Origin of the sequence: Novosphingobium sp. BL-52-GroH (assembly GCF_044813085.1) — a bacterium.
Taxonomy (GTDB): domain Bacteria; phylum Pseudomonadota; class Alphaproteobacteria; order Sphingomonadales; family Sphingomonadaceae; genus Novosphingobium.
This window is the reverse complement of sequence record NZ_CP171151.1, coordinates 80,045-94,843: the sequence shown is the minus strand read 5'-3', so window position 1 is coordinate 94,843 and position 14,799 is coordinate 80,045. Positions and strand designations below refer to the sequence as shown.

Genomic DNA, 14,799 nt, shown 5'->3' with positions numbered 1-14,799 from the left:
TGCCGAACGGCAGATCACCCTTCCCCTCCCCCTCCACTCTTCTGCGTCTCGAGGGCTTCGAGCGCCTGGGCCCAATCCTTGAAGCCCTTTGGGAAATCGACCCGGATCACACGGTTGTCATGGGCGTAGCGGTGCGATGCCCGGTTTACGGCACGGCGCCCCGCCGTATCGTAATCGCCTGCCAGGATCAGTTCGTTCACGCTGTCGGGGATCGTCACCAGGCCGAACCTGCGCGAACCGAGGGTCGCCCAGCACGGAAGGTTGTTGATCCGGCTCCACGCGCGGGCTGTCTCGAAGCCTTCGGCAAGGCCGATGGTGGGGCCGATACCGCCCCCGCGCCATGCGCCCATGCCAAGCGAACCGATGGTCGCCTTGGCGGTGTAGCGCGTGGTTTCGGGATCGAGGAAAATCCGCTGCAGGGCGACAAGGCGCTGACCTTCGCGCACCGCGATCAGCAAGGCAGGCTTGAAAACGGTATTGGGCTTTGCGCCATGCGGGCAGCGCGGATGAAAGCGCACGTCACCGGGAACGGGAAGCAGGAATCGCGACCCTAGATAACGTTCGCCGAGCGTGCCCGGGACGGACTGCGCCTGCGACCAGAGCCGCTCGATATTCGCGGTGCCGGCGCGCACGTTGTCTGGCGGCGGCTCGTAGTTGCGCGTGATGGCGATGCGATCGAGTTCGCGCAGCACGTCGATGGAATCGCAACCGGCAAAGCAGGTCACGAGGATGCCGCGATCCCCCTGGCGGAGGGACAGGCTGGGCTCGTGGTCATCATGGGCCGGGCAGCGGCACATGGCCCGGGTGCCGTGCCAGGTGCCGCGCAGGGTGCCGACGATGTCGATGAGCTTCTGCGAGGGGCGACGGGCGACGATAGTCATTGATCGTTGCCCGGTTTGGCCAGCGGCATGACACGCGCGATCGCGTAAATGGCTTCGCTGTTCTGGAAATAGGAGGCCACCGCCCGATCGTCGTCAGGATGCGCAGGCAAGCCGATGGTGGCGGAGCGGGCGCGCACATAGTCGACAAGCGCGCTTTCGGCCGCCGGCTTGCTGGGGTGAATGTCTACGATGTCATCAGATCCCGGCTCGCTGATGAAGAGAACAAAGCGTTCCATGGGGAGTTACCTCCATGACGCAGATGCGCGATAAGGCAGCTGCTTATGGTTGAAGGGCGTTTGGCCGATCTGCTCGGTCCACTCCCTCTCTTCCCTCTCCACTCTTGCCGCATTTGTCTGTGAAAATACTTGATAGTCCAACGATATTATCGATTTACCTGTAAGAATGTAGGTTTCGGAATCGGATGCCCTGGTAGAAAATTACAGGTATAGCGGAAGGATAGATGTCACAGTTCACGCCTCTCGAGATCGCCAACTGGATGGCCATTTACCTCGCGACCAGCCTGTGCTGTGCGATTGCCATGGTCCTGTCGGTCTCGGTCGCGCTGCACGGCATCTGGAACGATCGGATCTGGCAGGACGCGCGCAGCGTCAAAGGTGCTGCGTTGCTGCTGCCCCGGATATGGTGGCGCTGGCAGAAACTCTATCTGCTCTCGACGCCAGTGACGCTTGGCATCATCGGATATTTTGCGGCCAGCCTTTCCTGGCGCTGACGGCCTCAAAGGCCGAGCCCTCGAAGAAGCGCGCGCCGTCCCGTGTGAGCGTCATCGTCCTGCCGGTCGATGGTCACGATTTGCCCAAGATGCGCCATGCGTGGATGCGTGATGGCCTTGCTCGCCTCGTACTCCTCGGTTTTGAAGCCCATGGCCTCGACGACAAGATTGCGGATCTCGCCGGTCTCGCGTGATCTTGCCTCGATCAGGAAATCCGGGCGACACGGCCCATCGGGTGTCAGCGTGTCGAAAACCGGTTTGTCGATCGCGAGGTCGATGCCGCGGCCGTGCAATTCCTGCTGGGTGCGCAGGATGGTTCGGAAAACGTCGCGCTCGAAATCGGAATCGACCGGCGCGAACAGGCGCCCATTGAGGATGGGCTGGGCATAGGCGCGCAGCGGCGCGTATCCTTTGGCCTCGGGATATTTGCCGACGACGATGATGACCAGGAACGGACCCGCAATCGGGTTGCCGCGCACCGATGGCGACTGGATGCGGTTAGCGATCGTCACGGTGTCGCCGTCCGGCAGCGTGATTTCCTGTCCATGAATGCCCTTGGCATAGAGAAGGACAAAGCCTTGCGGCGCATGGTCGCGGGGCCATCTGTCCTCCAGCGCGCGCAGCGTGGCGTAGACGGCGCGCGCCTGCAGGGGCTTCGGGTGGGTCCAGAAGGCTTTCTCCAGCTGGATTCCCGGCGCGATCTCGATCAGCCCCGCCGCTCTGGTGAGCGCCGCGAACTCATGCCGGATCGACCATTCCTCCCGATAGGCGAGCGGAGCAATGCGGTTGACGCCGGCAGCGGCCATGAGGCGCCAGAGCAATCGGGCCAGCCTCGGGATCGAGGCCTGTCGGGTGCGATCGTCGTTGGAATCGTCCTCGGGGCGCTGCGCCAATTTCTCCGGCGCGGGTTTAAGCACCTCGAAGAAGCCTGAGGGTGGCTCGAGCGGCGTCGATCGCGAGCGTACCTCGCTGATGCGGATCGTCACCTGGTCGCGGAAGAACGGGCAGTCGGGCAGATGCTCGGGCCGCTTCGAACTGGTGAGTCGGCGCAGATAGTATGTTTCTGCCTCGGAGAGAAAGGCCGGCGTCAGGATGGCGGGAGCCTTGTCGGCGCCCAGACAGTCGCAGGCGATCCACCTGTGCCCGATCCGGGCCTGCTGGACGAGCGTGATGCCGGCCTGTTCGTCGTGGACCGTGCCTTTGCCGACGTACCATCGGATCAGCGCCGCGCGCAGATCGGGGGGTAGAGGGATGCGATTTGAGCCTTTGCCGTTGGTGTCGCGGGGGACGAGCCACATGCTGGAAGCCTTCCAAAGCCTTTTTCTAAAAAAGTGTTCGTGAGCTTGGCGGCGTTGACAAGGGCAAAGGCGGTGAACTCCAATTCTCTTATCAAGGCTTTGGAGGGTTCATATGCGTGTACATCGAGCATCGGGACTGATCGCGTTACTTTGCATCGTTCCCAATAGTGTGAGCGCGGGCGAAGTAAAAACGACGCGCAAGGTGGAGCTTGTCGTCATGGGGCAGCCTGTGCCGGAGGCGGACGTCTCGCCGGTAATGCCGGCTGCTGGATCTGACGCGGGTATTCCCGAGGCGTTCCGCGTCCATGATCTGTCGCGCCGCTATGTTGAGTACCAGATGGGGCAGGAGTTTTCTGCGCCGGCAGTGGGCCAGGGCGAGCTTGCAGCCTGGTATGATCTGGCGGCGGCCGGGGTTGCACCGGTTTCCTCGATCGCGGTGCCAGGATGGATGAAAGGGCAATATCCCGCGCTTGCTGCAGTGCCTTACACGCCGGGATGCGCCGCCATTCCCTATCGTCCGGCGGGCTTTCTGAAGCCGGATGCAGAGGCGCGCCGCGCCGCCTATTATGGAATGATGAGTGCAATCGCCTGCGAACACGGCATTTCGACCGGGCTGTTTGACGCGATGATCATTCAGGAGAGCCGGTATAATCCGGCAGCGATCTCGAAGATGAAAGCCTACGGCCTGGCGCAACTGATGCCGGGGACTGCGGCCCAGCTTGGGGTTAACCCCTATGATCCCGTCCAGAACCTGCGCGGCGGCGCCCGTTATCTGCGGACCCAGCTCGACACGTTCGGGCAGGTGCATCTGGCACTGGCGGCCTATAACGCCGGGCCGGGCCGGGTTAAGGGCGGGGTTGTTCCGCGGATCAGGGAAACGCAGGGCTACGTGGCGACCATCCTCGATAATTGGTCGCGGCTTCGTGGATATGGTGCGGTACAGCAACGGGCCGGTTTCGTGCCTGAGCTCAAAGGCCGCACTGTCGCGGTATCGGCATTCTGATCCCTGTAAATTTCGCGCCTTTCCAACCCTTCGTTTAGCGCGAGGGCGCGAAAAGAGAGCGGAAGAAGTCGCATGCTCCCCCTGGGAGCACGTGGCGGCGTAGCCGACACTCCTGAGGGTGCGGCTTTGTGCGTGGGTTTCCTGAGTGAGCTGTTGATGCGGCCTTGGATCGTCAGATCGGTGCGTTGGCCGACTTAGGCCAACTCCATTTTCCCTTCTACAAAAAAATAGGGTAGCGGTTGAGCTCCATAATGAACCTCGCGCTATGAAGCACAGGGAAAGCCTGCCTTTGCCCTCCCGGATGCCTTGCGTTCTCGCTCTTCGTTGTTGTCCATCGCAGCCCCAAGCTGGGCGAGGACGCCACCAAGGACACCGCCTACGGACATCTTTGCGAACTCCTTGCATGAGAGGGACGCGACCATGGCGCTGACCTGCTCGGCTTCGTCGGAACGCCGCCAGTCATCGTCGACGGGGAGCGGCGCAGAGCGCATCCAGCGAGGCGTATAACGAGCGACGCTCTTGGGTGTGAGAACGCGATAGACGTTGGAAGTCTGCTTGAAACGAGGTCCAGGGCCTTCGGCTTCAACCCGTTTGAACCGTCGCTGCCGGATGATGAAGCCGATGGCTTCAAGGACAGCAAGAGCGCGTCTGACAGTCGAACGGCCAAGCCCTGTTGCTTCAACAAGATGGTCATAGCTGGGATAGATTTTCCCGGCACACAGGCGCGCGAGCTTGGTCAACTCTTCGTAGATGCGCACGGCCGAGGCCGTGAGGGTTGTGAGCAGCCTCTCTGAGGCAGTGAGGGTCCGTAGCCCGGCCTTGTGCTCGCGCAACATCTTCCTGCCGGCGTCGAGCGCATATTTGGCCTTGGCCAGCATGCGATCGGGCTCGCCCTTGCTCGGCACGTGGAAGAAGGTTTCTTCGAAGGTGTTCGCCTCGAGGCTGCCCGCCCTTACAGGCGCCCCGGTGCGATGCTTCGCGTCGGAACGGGATTTCTTCGTATTTACAGGGACACCGGACAGCACACTTTGTGCCGTATCACCGACTGCATAGATCCCCATCGTCATCCTCCTTGAAGGAGGCTGGACCAGGCAAAGACGTTCCTTGGCGCAGAACGCGCATCCTTGCATCGGGGACCGGGATCGGTTATGTCGGGTCTTGTACTGGTAGACCGTTAGCGGTTGGCGCCGCTGACATACCCGATCGAAATTCGATCGCTGAAATTGGGATGCCCGGCCTTAGCGCCGGGTTTTCCTCTATTTGGTCACAGCCAAAACTCCGATTTGTTGGATGCATTGGCGCTTTGTACGTTTAGAACGCGCGCCGCCCTTCAGCATTGTTCTCAACAATGCGTGAAAGTGGTTCTATGGATGCTGGGTTTGTAGCGTATTGCATGTTTTGAACATGCCGAGCCTATCAAAGTACTAGTGAGATAGGTGCTCTACTTCTCGCTGTGCTGCCCATCGTCTGGATTTCTTGTAGCGTCGCCCCCTATCGGACCCGTCGCGTTCTATCACGACATCGGGATTGCAATGTCCGATCTGCGCTGAATTTAGTCATTGATCCAGTCCGCGGAGGTGTCGCAGATCTTTTCGCTTGGCGACGCCGGCGTAGGCATCTTCGACGTCGGCCATCAGTCGCTTGATAAGCAGATCACCGTGTGAAGGCCTTATGTCCGCCCACTCAAGGGCGGTTATCCGCTCCATCATCAGCTTCATTTCCTCATGAAAACGGCTGAGGACGCCTGCATAGAACTTAATCTGGGACTCTATACCTTCGGTGGCATCGCCAGCACCGGCGAACAGGTCGCTAGCCAGCGCGGCTTCTAGCGGAGAAAGATCAAGCGCGGCCGCTACCGCGTGGAACTCGTGAATATAAAGTGGTCGGCGCTTGCTAGGATCCGGGTGGAAAACGTTGTGAGCGCGCGACTTCGAAAGGCCGGCCTTCAACGCCAGTTCGCGGTAACGTAATCCCTCAACGCCCATCTTGGACAAGACATAGTCAACGAACCCAAACGAATGGACCTCACCTTGCGCGGGTAGATCCCCTTCGAATGTTGGTGCCCCCATCGCCAATCCTCCGGTAATGCCCTCGAAGGGTAACCAAAGGATCGCCACTTGCAAACCCTTCGCAGTTGCGAAGTCGCAATAAGGAAGAAATAATTAAGCTGCGTCAGTTAATCTCTTTTACGCCCGGCGACATGGCCTTGAGTATTTTGCGATACTGAGATGCCTCAGCAGATGTAAGGCCGATCTTTGTAAGAATCTCGGTTCTATTAGCCTCAACCATAAAATCGAACATGATAACTGAAAGCGCATCGGAAAACTGAATAGAACTACCGATCGCAGCAGAGATACTTTCCGCCCCATTATTTATTTTGTCAGAACTCGACTGTAGAATTTCGATTTCGACGGGAATCTCCCCAGTAGAAGGAATAAGCCTTAGGTGCTCCCTGATGTATTCGGGCGGGTGAGCAGCGCTAACACTCAAGGCGCGCTCTGCTCGAAAATTTATTACGTCGCTCAACGCACTATATTTTTTACGCTCATTTGAATGAAGGCGAATACATTCCGTCGTAAGTCGGAAATAGTATTCAGAAACGTCAAATCGATAAATATTGCTACCATCAGCCATGATTACTAAATCCCCCCGGGTCGAATCATCGATTCTGCCGCTCCCTGACTTCACAAGATACGATAGATTGCCGGATTTCCAACAACTCAACGCGGCACCCGTCGCCTTCCTCTATGGAGGGTGAACCTTGGCATCATGCGCCTTGAAGTTTGACGTGTCCTCAACGCGGGACTGATGTCCCTGTCCAAGGACAGTTGTCCCCCTTGGCGGACCATGGTCCCTGATGAAGGACGGTCGTCCCTGACGGCGGACGGTTGTCCGTAGCCGGGGACAGCACTGGTGATTCGGAGCATCATATCCCTCTCCCTAGAAAATAATGTCGCAGGACCAACATCGTTCCGGTCGTTCCGCCTTGCTCGACCGTCAAACCGTTCCGCAGCCTTCCGTTGGGCGCGCTGAAATGCGCTCGATTGAAGGAGACTCTTATATGAAGACCCTGCTCAACCGCGGCGTGAGCCGTGAAGCCACCGCAGCTGCAGTGATCGGCCTCGCCGCCGCTGCCGTTGCTTTCGCCGGCCCGGCATTCGCCGGCGCCGACACCACCTTCGACACCGCGCTGACGCAGTTCACCGGCTTCCTCGAAGGTTCGGGTGGCAAGATCATCACGGTGCTCTCGCTCGCGGGCGGTATCGTCGGTCTCGCCTCGGGCCGTTTCAGCCTCGGCCAGGTCGCGATCCCGGTCGGCGTCGGCGTTGGCGCCGGCACCGGTATCCCGATCGTCACCTCGACCGTCACCGCCACGATCTGACCCGACTGCCGGCGAAGTAGCAGCTTCGCCGGCACCTTATGGAAGGTGGCGTGGCATGGCAGCCGACAAGTATGTGATCCCCTCTCATCTCGACGATCCCGAGTTGATCGGCTTCTGGACGCTTGATGAGTTCCTCGCGATGGTCCTCCCCTTCATCTGGGGAATCCTGTCCCAACACATCGTCATCGGGATCGGCTTTGCTTTCCTGGGCTGGTGGGCTTTGCGGAAAGCCAAGGCGGGGCGGGCAACATCGTGGCTGATCCATCTTGCGTACTGGCATCTGCCGGGCGGGTTCCCGTCGCTGCGGGCCACGCCGCCTTCCTACCTTAGACTAATGGTGGGCTGACATGGAATTTTCGTATCAGCACGCGCAGAGCCAACGCATCCTGCGCCAGCGCAACATGCTGGGGGTAACGGCCCTCGTTCTGGCGGGCGTCGTCGCCCTGCTTCTCCTCTTCTCTGTCACGCGCAGCCGCGAGATCGTGCTCCAGCCCGTCCTGCGTTCGCCGCTGACGCTGTCGAGCGCGGGCGTTTCGCGCGAGTATCTCGAGCTGATGACGCGGGACACCGCGATCCTGACCCTGGATCGCTCGCCCGGTAGCCTCGACTACTGGATGAAGTCGGTGCTCGAGATCGTCTCGCCGCGTGCGCAGGGCAAGATCAAGGCGGACCTGCTCGAGATCGTCAACGAGCAGCGCGGCTCGAGCATCTCGCAGTATTTCCAGATCCAATCGATGGAGATCGACACCCAGAACCTGCGGTCCACCGTCACCGGCAAGCTCAACACGGTGGCCGGCCAGAAGGTCGTCTCCAGCGACATTCGCACCTTCCAGTTCACCTGGGAATATTCGGGGCTCTCGCTGAAGCTGATTGGCTTCGGGATGGTCCAGCCAGAAAAGAAGAAAGGCGGGCTGTCATGACACCCACCCAATACCTGAGCGGCTCGGCCATCGCCGGCGCCGCGCTGTGCTCACGCATGTGCATTGTGAGCCGCACGACGGGAGCGTTGCTTATTGCAGCATCGGCAATGGGCATTTCGGCGCCCGCTATGGCGCTGGGCGACCAGACGCTGATGGCCTCGGACGGCAGCCAGGTCGAATGCAGCGCCTCGGCGCGCGACCTCACCCGGATCAGCCTTGTCGAAGACGAGTTCGCGTCAGTTTCGAAGATCAATACGGGCAACCCGGCTGACGACTTCAGCGTGGTCAACGAGCCGGTTCGCGGCGACATCTACCTGTCGGTGCCGGACGGGTTTGCCCGCCCTGTCCTGTCGTTCTTCGCGACCTCCAAACGCGGCTACGTCTACAAGTTCATCTGCCGCATCGCGGGGGACCAGGCGGTGCAGGTGTTCATTTCGAACACGGCGATCGCCAAGGCCGATGCCGCCGAGGCCGGGCCGCGAGGCGTGCAGCAAGCCAGTTCGCAGGATCGGGCGATCGAGCTGGTCCAGGCGATGTACGGCGGTCAGATCGTCGACGGCTACGAGATGCGCCAGCGCTCGCTGCGCCCGGTCTACGTCGGCGACCTTAAGGTCCAGATGATCGCGGAATATCGCGGTTCGGAAATGACCGGCCGCGTTCTGCGCATTGAGAACAAGGGGACGCAAGAAGCGACCCTGACAGAGGCCAGCGTTGCGCCGGCCTCCTCGCTTGCGGTTTCGATCGCCGAGCCGCGCCTCGCGCCCGGCAAGGTCACGACCGCCTACCTCGTCTCTCGTACCGGGAACTGAGCCATGGACTTGAAGGGTATCTTTTCGCGCTCGCGCAAATCCCTCGACGGCCCCGAGGGCGGTGAGGGCGTATCGCCGGTAGCCAATGAGCTGGACGGCAACACCGAAACTCGCCGCAAGCAGCGCATGCTTCTGAGCGGCGTAGCGGTGGTCGGTGTCGTGGCCGCCAGCATGTGGATCTTCTCAGACAACGGTAAGGTTGCGGGACAGTCGGACGACAAGATCGAGGACGTCGAGGTCTCGACCAAAGATCTGATCAACCGCAACCTCTCCGAGCAGGAGTGGATGGCGCAGTCGGAAAACCGCTTCCAGAGCCAGGAGAACCAGCTCAAGTCGGTGGGCGGCACCAATGCCAAGGTCGCCCAGCTGTCCGAGCAGATCGAGGCGCTGCGCGCGCAGAACCAGTCGATGACCGCTGATGGCCAGCGCGTGGTCAGCGCCTATCAGAACGAGAACGAGCAGCTGCGACGCCAGATCAATGAGCGGGCTACGCCAGTTGCGCCAGCACCGGGCCCTGCCGCCCTCTATGGCCCGGGCTCCCCGACCTATCAGCGTCCTGGCGCTGGTGGCGACGCTGGACCGGACGTGCCCCCCGTTCGGTCCAGCGAAGTCAAAATGGTCTCCTTCACCGGAGGCGAGACAGGCAACGCCAAGAAGGTCGAGAAGGGCAACACGGTCTATACCGACAGCCCGAACTATCTTCCGCCCAACAGCTTCGCGACTGCCAAGGTCATCGTCGGCGTCGATGCCGCTGCGGGCGTGCAGAGCCAGACCGATCCCCTGCCCGTCGTGCTGCGTGTCACCGGCCCCGCGCGATCGGTCCTTCAGAACGGCAAGCTGCTGACCACCAAAATCCAGGGCTGCCTCATCAACGGCGCCGCGCGCGGCGAGCTGTCGAGCGAGAAGGTCTACGTCAAGCTGCAGAAGATGACCTGCCCGCAGCCCGGTGGGCGCTATGCGGTGTCCGAGGTCAAGGGCTTCATCGCCTTCGGCGGCAAGACGGGCGTTCGCGGCCGCGTCGTGAGCCGTGAAGGCAGCCTCGTCAGCCAGGCCTTCATCGCCGGTCTCGTCGGCGGCTTCGGTCGCGGCTTCGCCGCCAATTCCAACAATGCGCTCACGCAGCCCAACGTCATCGTCGATGGCAAGCGGCAGGATCTGTCGATGGGCGACATTGCCAAAGGTGGCCTTGGCGAGGGCGTTTCGCAAACCGGTGACATGGTCAGCAAGTACCTGATCGAGCGCGCCGAGCAGTATCAGCCCGTCATCGAAATGCCCACCGGCGTCGATGTCGAAATCGTCTTCCTGGAGGGTGTCTATGTCCGCAACTGAACATCTTGAAGGCAGCGCCGAGAGCGCCGTTCCTGACCTGGAGACGGAGGTGAAGCGTCCGCTCATGCGTAACGCCTTCCTCTATTTCACCTGCGCGCTGGCCTTTGCCGGTGGCGGGATCGCAACGCTGGCCTATGCGCGCGATTTCATGGCGCCGCCGAGCAAGAGCGTCGCCGAGCTGCTGAAAGCGCGCCTGCCCAAGACCAAGGTCACGAGCGTCAATTGCGACAAGGTCGATGGCCTGTGCGAAGTGACTGCCGGCAGCAACCTGTTCTACATCGATCGCACTGCGCGCTATCTGGTGATCGGCCGCGTCTACGACATGGAGACGCGCCAGGATCTGACTGCGACGCGGCTCCTCGAGATGAACCCGGACATGCTGCTGGGCGGGTCGGCCAAGGCAAACGCGGCAGGCGCTGACGACAGTGAGCCTGGGCTGGCGGCGCGACCTGCCGCAGCGGCCAAGGCTGCGGCCGCGCCGGTCCAGAAGCTGCCGCTGGGTGAGCTGCCCAAGGAAGGCGCGATCGTCTGGGGCAATTCCTCGGGCAAGACCGTCACCGTGTTCAGCGATTTTCGCTGCAGCTACTGCCGTGCGCTGAGCAACACGCTTGCCTCCATGAACGTGCGCGTCGTCGAGCGGCCGATCTCGGTGCTGGGCAGCCGCGACATGGCGGACAAGGTCTACTGCGCGAAGGACAAGGCCAAGGCCCTTCACGCTGCCTATTCCGGGCAGGACATCAAGGCCACCGGGCCCTGCAACACGTCGGGCCTCGATGCCAACGAGGCGTTTGCTCGCAAGCATGGCCTTGGCGGTACGCCCGTCATCGTGCGCGATGATGGCAGCGTGCTCGAGGGCTATCGGCCCAAAGAGTTCCTCGAGAACTGGCTCAAGGGAGGACAATCGTGATGCGGGGGCGTCTTGCCCTTGCGGGCCTCTTGCTGGGTAGCGCCAGCCTCTCGGGTTGCATGTCGCTGAGTGGCAATGTGAAGGGCGATTTCGCCTGCCGCGCGCCTGACGGCATCTGCGCGCCGAGCGGCAACATCGACGATCGGGCGCTGGCCATGATCTCAGGCGATGAAGGCGATCACATGATCGCGCCTGCCGGTCCCTATGTGGAACCGCCAAGCGAAGGACGCGGCTACCAGAAGGCCAGCTCTCCGGTTCGCACGCGCGAACGGGTGCTGCGCATCGTCTTCCCCGCGCAGATCGACGCCTCCGGGCGGCTTCACGAGCAGACGGCGGTTCACGCTGTCGTCGAGCGTGGTGAATGGTCCGAGGCGCTTGCCGGCAATGCGGTTGCGGGCACGGCCGAGGAAGTCGCCGCTGCCGCTGGTCGCGATACGCTCCTCGCCGCTGTCGAGCGCGCCGAGCCGCCCATGATCGAGACGCTGGCAGTCGATCCCGATCTTCCCACTCCTGAGGCCGTCGCAATGGCGCGCGCGCAGGGCAATGGCGGGGAAGTCCAGTCGAGCGACCCGGTCGGGGACATCAAGGATCAGGTCGCCCGCAGCCTCACCACGCCGCGTCGCACGCGCGCGGCGCCCTCCACTCCCAAGCCCCAGCGCCAGGCTCAGCCCAAGCCTGTCGCGCAGGCGCCGGCCACCCAACCGGCGCCTGCCACCCCCCTCTCATCCGCGTCCCCTGCCCCGGCCCCAAAGGACGGTGTCGCAGCTCAGCCCGTAGTGGCTGGACCGATGATCTCGGTGCCACAGCACGCAACCGCGAAGGGCAAGGCGGCGATCGCGGCCGTTGAAGCCGATCCGGCCATTCGCGGTGCGCTTGGACGAGCGGAGCCCGAAGCCAGGGCCGCCGCGAAGGAAGCCAGTCCCCTGCCCGTGATGCGCGCCGGGTCGTTTCCGGGAGTGCAGCCATGAATATGTTCAGCAAGATCATGGGCGCAATCCTGGGCGACAACTCGAAGCCAGAGGCAGGGCGCCCTGACACCACGGTCCCTCGCCTCGTCCATTGGCTGCCCTACCGCAGCTACGATCCCAAGACGCACCTGTTCTACAATAGCGCGTCGCGGGGCTTCGTCCTCGAGGCGACGCCGATGATGGGCGCGAACGAGCGCACCTCGGAGATCATGACGCAGTTTCTCTCCGAAGGCGTGCCGACACCGGGAACGCTACAGTTCCATGGCTGGATGAGCCCGCGCGTGGGTGAGCGCCTGTCGCAGTGGTATCTGCCGCGCTTCATGGCCGGCAGCGTCTACGAGCGCATGGCCAAGCATCGCACCGAGTACCTGCTCGATGGGGTCTGGAACTCGCTGTCGAGCGCGGCACCCTTCCATCTGCGCAATCATCGCCTCGCGATTTCCTATGCCACCCCGGAAACGAGCCGGGTGACGAACGAGGAAATCGTTTCGGTCCTCGAAAGCCTGACCTCCTCGCTGGAATCGATCGGCATCCATGCGCGGCCGATGGACCCGCAGGCGCTGATCGCGTGGATCGATGACATCACGTCTCCGACGACAGCACCCGGTGACGACAACATCATCTACAACCCGTTCGATCCGATCGCGGACCAGGCAGTGCGGCACGATCTTGAGATGAAGATCGAGCCTGACCGCATCCTGCTGCGCACCGAACGGTTCCGCCCGACGGGCAAGATGGTCGACGAGGCTCCGGAGATCGGGGAGATTTATCCCGACGTCTTCGACGTGCGCTCGTTCTCGGTCCGCAACCTGCCGCAGCGCTGGGCGCCGTGGGACATGGCGAAGCTGATCGGCGATATGTTCGCCGACAAGCTGCGCATGCCCTGCCCGGTTTCGACGAACCTGTGCCTCGATTTCCCCGATGCCGAAAGCGAGAGCCTGCGGGCCTCGCGCAAATTCATGCGCACCACCAGTCTTGCCGATTCCAAGTCGGCTCGGATGCTGCCGCAGCTGAAAGACCAGTCGCGCGAGTGGGAGTTCGTCAAGGATGAGCTTCGGCAGGGTCGCAAGCTGATCCAGGCGTTCTACTCGGTGACGTCCTTCTCGCCCAAGGGCAAGGGCGATGCCAACGAGCGCGTCCTGAAGTCTGTGTACCGCGCTGCGGGATGGGATCTGCTCGACGATCGCTACCTGCAGATCCAGGGCCTGCTCGCGGCGATGCCGATGACGATGGCCAACGGCCTGTCGTTCGACCTCAGGAACATGAAGCGTTTCCGCTCGGTCCTGACGACGACGGCGTCAAGTCTCGCGCCGATCCAGGGCGAGTATCTGGGCGCTAACGTGCCGCACATGATGCTGATCGGGCGGCGCGGCCAGCCTTTCTTCTGGTCGCCGTTCGAGAACAACTCGGGCAATCACAATGTCGCGGTGTTCGGCAAGTCCGGTTCGGGCAAGTCCGTCGCGCTGCAGGAATTGTGCTCCGCCTTGTGCGGGGCCGGGGCCAAGGTCGTGGTGATCGACGATGGCCGCTCGTTCGAGCACTCGGCCAAGCTGCAGGGCGGTGCTTTCGTCGAGTTCACCATGTCGTCGGGCTTCTGCATCAACCCCTTCTCGATGATCGACATGGAGATGGCCGAGCGGGATGAGGATTACCTCATGGACTGCTTCGCGATGCTCAAGTCCATCGTCAACCAGATGGCGCGCCACGTCGACAAGCTCAACGACACCGAGCGCGGCCTGATCGACGGCGCCGTCAACGAGGTCTGGAGTGCCAAGGGCCGCCAGGGCTCAATCGACGATGTGATCGCAGCGCTGACCGACACCGGCAATCCGCTCGGTGTGGATCTCGGCATCGCCATGCGCCCCTTCTCATCGTCGGGCACTTACGGCCGCTTCTTCCAGGGCGAGGTTTCCTTCGAGCTGAAGGTGAACCTGACCGTCTTCGAGCTTTCGGACCTGTCCTCGCGCGAGGAACTGCGCTCGGTGGTGCTCACCGCGATCATGTTCATGGCATCGCAGATGATGCGCCGGGTGGATCGCTCGATCCCCAAGGCGCTGCTGCTCGATGAAGCCTGGCAGATGCTGAAGGGCGGATCGATGGCCGACTTCATTGAAGCCTATGCCCGTACCTGCCGCAAATACGGGGCCTCGCTGGTGACGGCGACGCAGAGCCTCAACGACTACTACAAGTCCGACGGATCGCGCGCGGCGCTGGAGAACAGCGACTGGTCGGTCATCCTCGCCCAGAAGGAGGAGACCATCAACGACTTCAAGCGGCTCGGCCGCTTCGACATGGATGACCATACCGATGCGCTGGTGCGGTCCCTGAAGCGCAGCGGCATCGAGTATTCCGACGTCTTCATCAAGGGGCCGGACATGCAGGCGACCGGCAGGCTCGTCCTCGATGCCTACTCGGCCACCGTCTTCTCTTCCTCGCCCAAGACCTTTGCCGCGATCCACGATCTGCTCGGCCAGGGCCTGTCGATGGATGAGGCGATCGAGCGGGTCGCCTTCCCCAACAATCCTGAAAAGTGGGGCGGTGACGACGCCGTCCCGATTGCAGCGGAGTAAGC

The 14,799-nt window shown here is 62.1% G+C and carries 16 protein-coding genes; 10 read left to right on the top strand and 6 right to left on the bottom strand.

Annotated features, from left to right (window positions below):
- Nucleotides 1–14: 14 nt before the first annotated feature.
- Together ACFFDA_RS10495 and ACFFDA_RS10490 are read right to left on the bottom strand one after the other, a co-directional pair.
- Complete coding sequence (locus tag ACFFDA_RS10495) at nt 15–881, bottom strand: toprim domain-containing protein (RefSeq protein ID WP_404479067.1); 867 nt, start codon at nt 879–881, stop codon at nt 15–17.
- On the bottom strand, nt 878–1,117 hold the full coding sequence (locus ACFFDA_RS10490; RefSeq protein WP_404479066.1) for a hypothetical protein: 240 nt from the start codon (nt 1,115–1,117) through the stop codon (nt 878–880). The genes ACFFDA_RS10495 and ACFFDA_RS10490 overlap by 4 nt, the downstream gene beginning before the upstream one ends.
- A gap of 224 nt (nt 1,118–1,341) precedes the next feature.
- On the opposite strand from ACFFDA_RS10490, the gene ACFFDA_RS10485 reads away from it, so the two are divergent.
- Entirely contained in the window at nt 1,342–1,611 is a 270-nt protein-coding gene (locus ACFFDA_RS10485) for a hypothetical protein (RefSeq protein ID WP_142639919.1), read from the top strand.
- 5 nt (nt 1,612–1,616) lie between these two features.
- Here the strand turns inward: ACFFDA_RS10485 and ACFFDA_RS10480 are convergent, their stop codons facing one another.
- Nucleotides 1,617–2,909, bottom strand: coding sequence for a hypothetical protein (locus ACFFDA_RS10480; RefSeq protein WP_404479065.1), 1,293 nt, complete (start codon nt 2,907–2,909; stop codon nt 1,617–1,619).
- A 112-nt stretch (nt 2,910–3,021) separates the two neighbouring features.
- On the opposite strand from ACFFDA_RS10480, the gene ACFFDA_RS10475 reads away from it, so the two are divergent.
- Entirely contained in the window at nt 3,022–3,912 is an 891-nt protein-coding gene (locus ACFFDA_RS10475; protein ID WP_404479064.1) for a lytic transglycosylase domain-containing protein, read from the top strand.
- A 263-nt stretch (nt 3,913–4,175) separates the two neighbouring features.
- Here ACFFDA_RS10475 and ACFFDA_RS10470 read toward each other — a convergent pair whose 3' ends face one another.
- The 3 genes from ACFFDA_RS10470 to ACFFDA_RS10460 all read right to left on the bottom strand — a co-directional run bounded on the left by ACFFDA_RS10470 (nt 4,176) and on the right by ACFFDA_RS10460 (nt 6,546).
- A complete protein-coding gene (locus ACFFDA_RS10470; protein ID WP_404479063.1) occupies nt 4,176–4,973 on the bottom strand; it encodes a helix-turn-helix domain-containing protein in 798 nt (265 codons plus the stop codon).
- Between the two features lie 495 nt (nt 4,974–5,468).
- On the bottom strand, nt 5,469–6,029 hold the full coding sequence (locus ACFFDA_RS10465; protein WP_404479062.1) for a hypothetical protein: 561 nt from the start codon (nt 6,027–6,029) through the stop codon (nt 5,469–5,471).
- A 55-nt stretch (nt 6,030–6,084) separates the two neighbouring features.
- Nucleotides 6,085–6,546, bottom strand: coding sequence for a hypothetical protein (locus tag ACFFDA_RS10460; RefSeq protein WP_404479061.1), 462 nt, complete (start codon nt 6,544–6,546; stop codon nt 6,085–6,087).
- Nucleotides 6,547–6,973: 427 nt separating this feature from the next.
- Between ACFFDA_RS10460 and ACFFDA_RS10455 the strand changes: the two genes are divergently transcribed.
- The 8 genes from ACFFDA_RS10455 to traC are packed head-to-tail and all read left to right on the top strand — an operon-like array spanning nt 6,974 to nt 14,797.
- Nucleotides 6,974–7,294: a hypothetical protein gene (locus ACFFDA_RS10455; RefSeq protein ID WP_008831576.1), complete on the top strand. Its 321-nt coding sequence runs from the start codon at nt 6,974–6,976 to the stop codon at nt 7,292–7,294.
- A 55-nt stretch (nt 7,295–7,349) separates the two neighbouring features.
- The gene (gene traL / locus ACFFDA_RS10450) at nt 7,350–7,640 is read left to right on the top strand and encodes a type IV conjugative transfer system protein TraL (protein WP_008831575.1); all 291 of its coding nucleotides are present in this window, start codon (nt 7,350–7,352) and stop codon (nt 7,638–7,640) included.
- Between the two features lies 1 nt (nt 7,641).
- Nucleotides 7,642–8,214, top strand: coding sequence for a type IV conjugative transfer system protein TraE (locus ACFFDA_RS10445; RefSeq protein WP_404479060.1), 573 nt, complete (start codon nt 7,642–7,644; stop codon nt 8,212–8,214).
- Entirely contained in the window at nt 8,211–9,023 is an 813-nt protein-coding gene (locus ACFFDA_RS10440; protein ID WP_404479059.1) for a type-F conjugative transfer system secretin TraK, read from the top strand. Before ACFFDA_RS10445 ends, ACFFDA_RS10440 begins: the two co-directional genes overlap by 4 nt.
- 3 nt (nt 9,024–9,026) lie before the next feature.
- Nucleotides 9,027–10,352: a TrbI/VirB10 family protein gene (locus ACFFDA_RS10435; protein ID WP_404479058.1), complete on the top strand. Its 1,326-nt coding sequence runs from the start codon at nt 9,027–9,029 to the stop codon at nt 10,350–10,352.
- A complete protein-coding gene (locus ACFFDA_RS10430; RefSeq protein ID WP_404479057.1) occupies nt 10,339–11,259 on the top strand; it encodes a DsbC family protein in 921 nt (306 codons plus the stop codon). The genes ACFFDA_RS10435 and ACFFDA_RS10430 overlap by 14 nt, the downstream gene beginning before the upstream one ends.
- Nucleotides 11,259–12,227 (top strand): TraV family lipoprotein, encoded by a 969-nt coding sequence (locus ACFFDA_RS10425; RefSeq protein ID WP_404479055.1) that lies wholly within the window; start codon nt 11,259–11,261, stop codon nt 12,225–12,227. Before ACFFDA_RS10430 ends, ACFFDA_RS10425 begins: the two co-directional genes overlap by 1 nt.
- Before the next feature lie 2 nt (nt 12,228–12,229).
- On the top strand, nt 12,230–14,797 hold the full coding sequence (traC, locus tag ACFFDA_RS10420; RefSeq protein WP_404479235.1) for a type IV secretion system protein TraC: 2,568 nt from the start codon (nt 12,230–12,232) through the stop codon (nt 14,795–14,797).
- Nucleotides 14,798–14,799 lie beyond the last annotated feature (2 nt).

Bases quoted from the DNA above. Each gene is read 5' to 3' on its own strand.
- ACFFDA_RS10495 (WP_404479067.1), bottom strand. From the start codon at position 881: ATGACTATCGTCGCCCGTCGCCCCTCGCAGAAGCTCATCGACATCGTC.
- ACFFDA_RS10490 (WP_404479066.1), bottom strand. From the start codon at position 1,117: ATGGAACGCTTTGTTCTCTTCATCAGCGAGCCGGGATCTGATGACATC.
- ACFFDA_RS10485 (WP_142639919.1), top strand. From the start codon at position 1,342: ATGTCACAGTTCACGCCTCTCGAGATCGCCAACTGGATGGCCATTTAC.
- ACFFDA_RS10480 (WP_404479065.1), bottom strand. From the start codon at position 2,909: ATGTGGCTCGTCCCCCGCGACACCAACGGCAAAGGCTCAAATCGCATC.
- ACFFDA_RS10475 (WP_404479064.1), top strand. From the start codon at position 3,022: ATGCGTGTACATCGAGCATCGGGACTGATCGCGTTACTTTGCATCGTT.
- ACFFDA_RS10470 (WP_404479063.1), bottom strand. From the start codon at position 4,973: ATGGGGATCTATGCAGTCGGTGATACGGCACAAAGTGTGCTGTCCGGT.
- ACFFDA_RS10460 (WP_404479061.1), bottom strand. From the start codon at position 6,546: ATGGCTGATGGTAGCAATATTTATCGATTTGACGTTTCTGAATACTAT.
- ACFFDA_RS10455 (WP_008831576.1), top strand. From the start codon at position 6,974: ATGAAGACCCTGCTCAACCGCGGCGTGAGCCGTGAAGCCACCGCAGCT.
- traL (WP_008831575.1), top strand. From the start codon at position 7,350: ATGGCAGCCGACAAGTATGTGATCCCCTCTCATCTCGACGATCCCGAG.
- ACFFDA_RS10445 (WP_404479060.1), top strand. From the start codon at position 7,642: ATGGAATTTTCGTATCAGCACGCGCAGAGCCAACGCATCCTGCGCCAG.
- ACFFDA_RS10440 (WP_404479059.1), top strand. From the start codon at position 8,211: ATGACACCCACCCAATACCTGAGCGGCTCGGCCATCGCCGGCGCCGCG.
- ACFFDA_RS10435 (WP_404479058.1), top strand. From the start codon at position 9,027: ATGGACTTGAAGGGTATCTTTTCGCGCTCGCGCAAATCCCTCGACGGC.
- ACFFDA_RS10430 (WP_404479057.1), top strand. From the start codon at position 10,339: ATGTCCGCAACTGAACATCTTGAAGGCAGCGCCGAGAGCGCCGTTCCT.
- ACFFDA_RS10425 (WP_404479055.1), top strand. From the start codon at position 11,259: ATGCGGGGGCGTCTTGCCCTTGCGGGCCTCTTGCTGGGTAGCGCCAGC.
- traC (WP_404479235.1), top strand. From the start codon at position 12,230: ATGTTCAGCAAGATCATGGGCGCAATCCTGGGCGACAACTCGAAGCCA.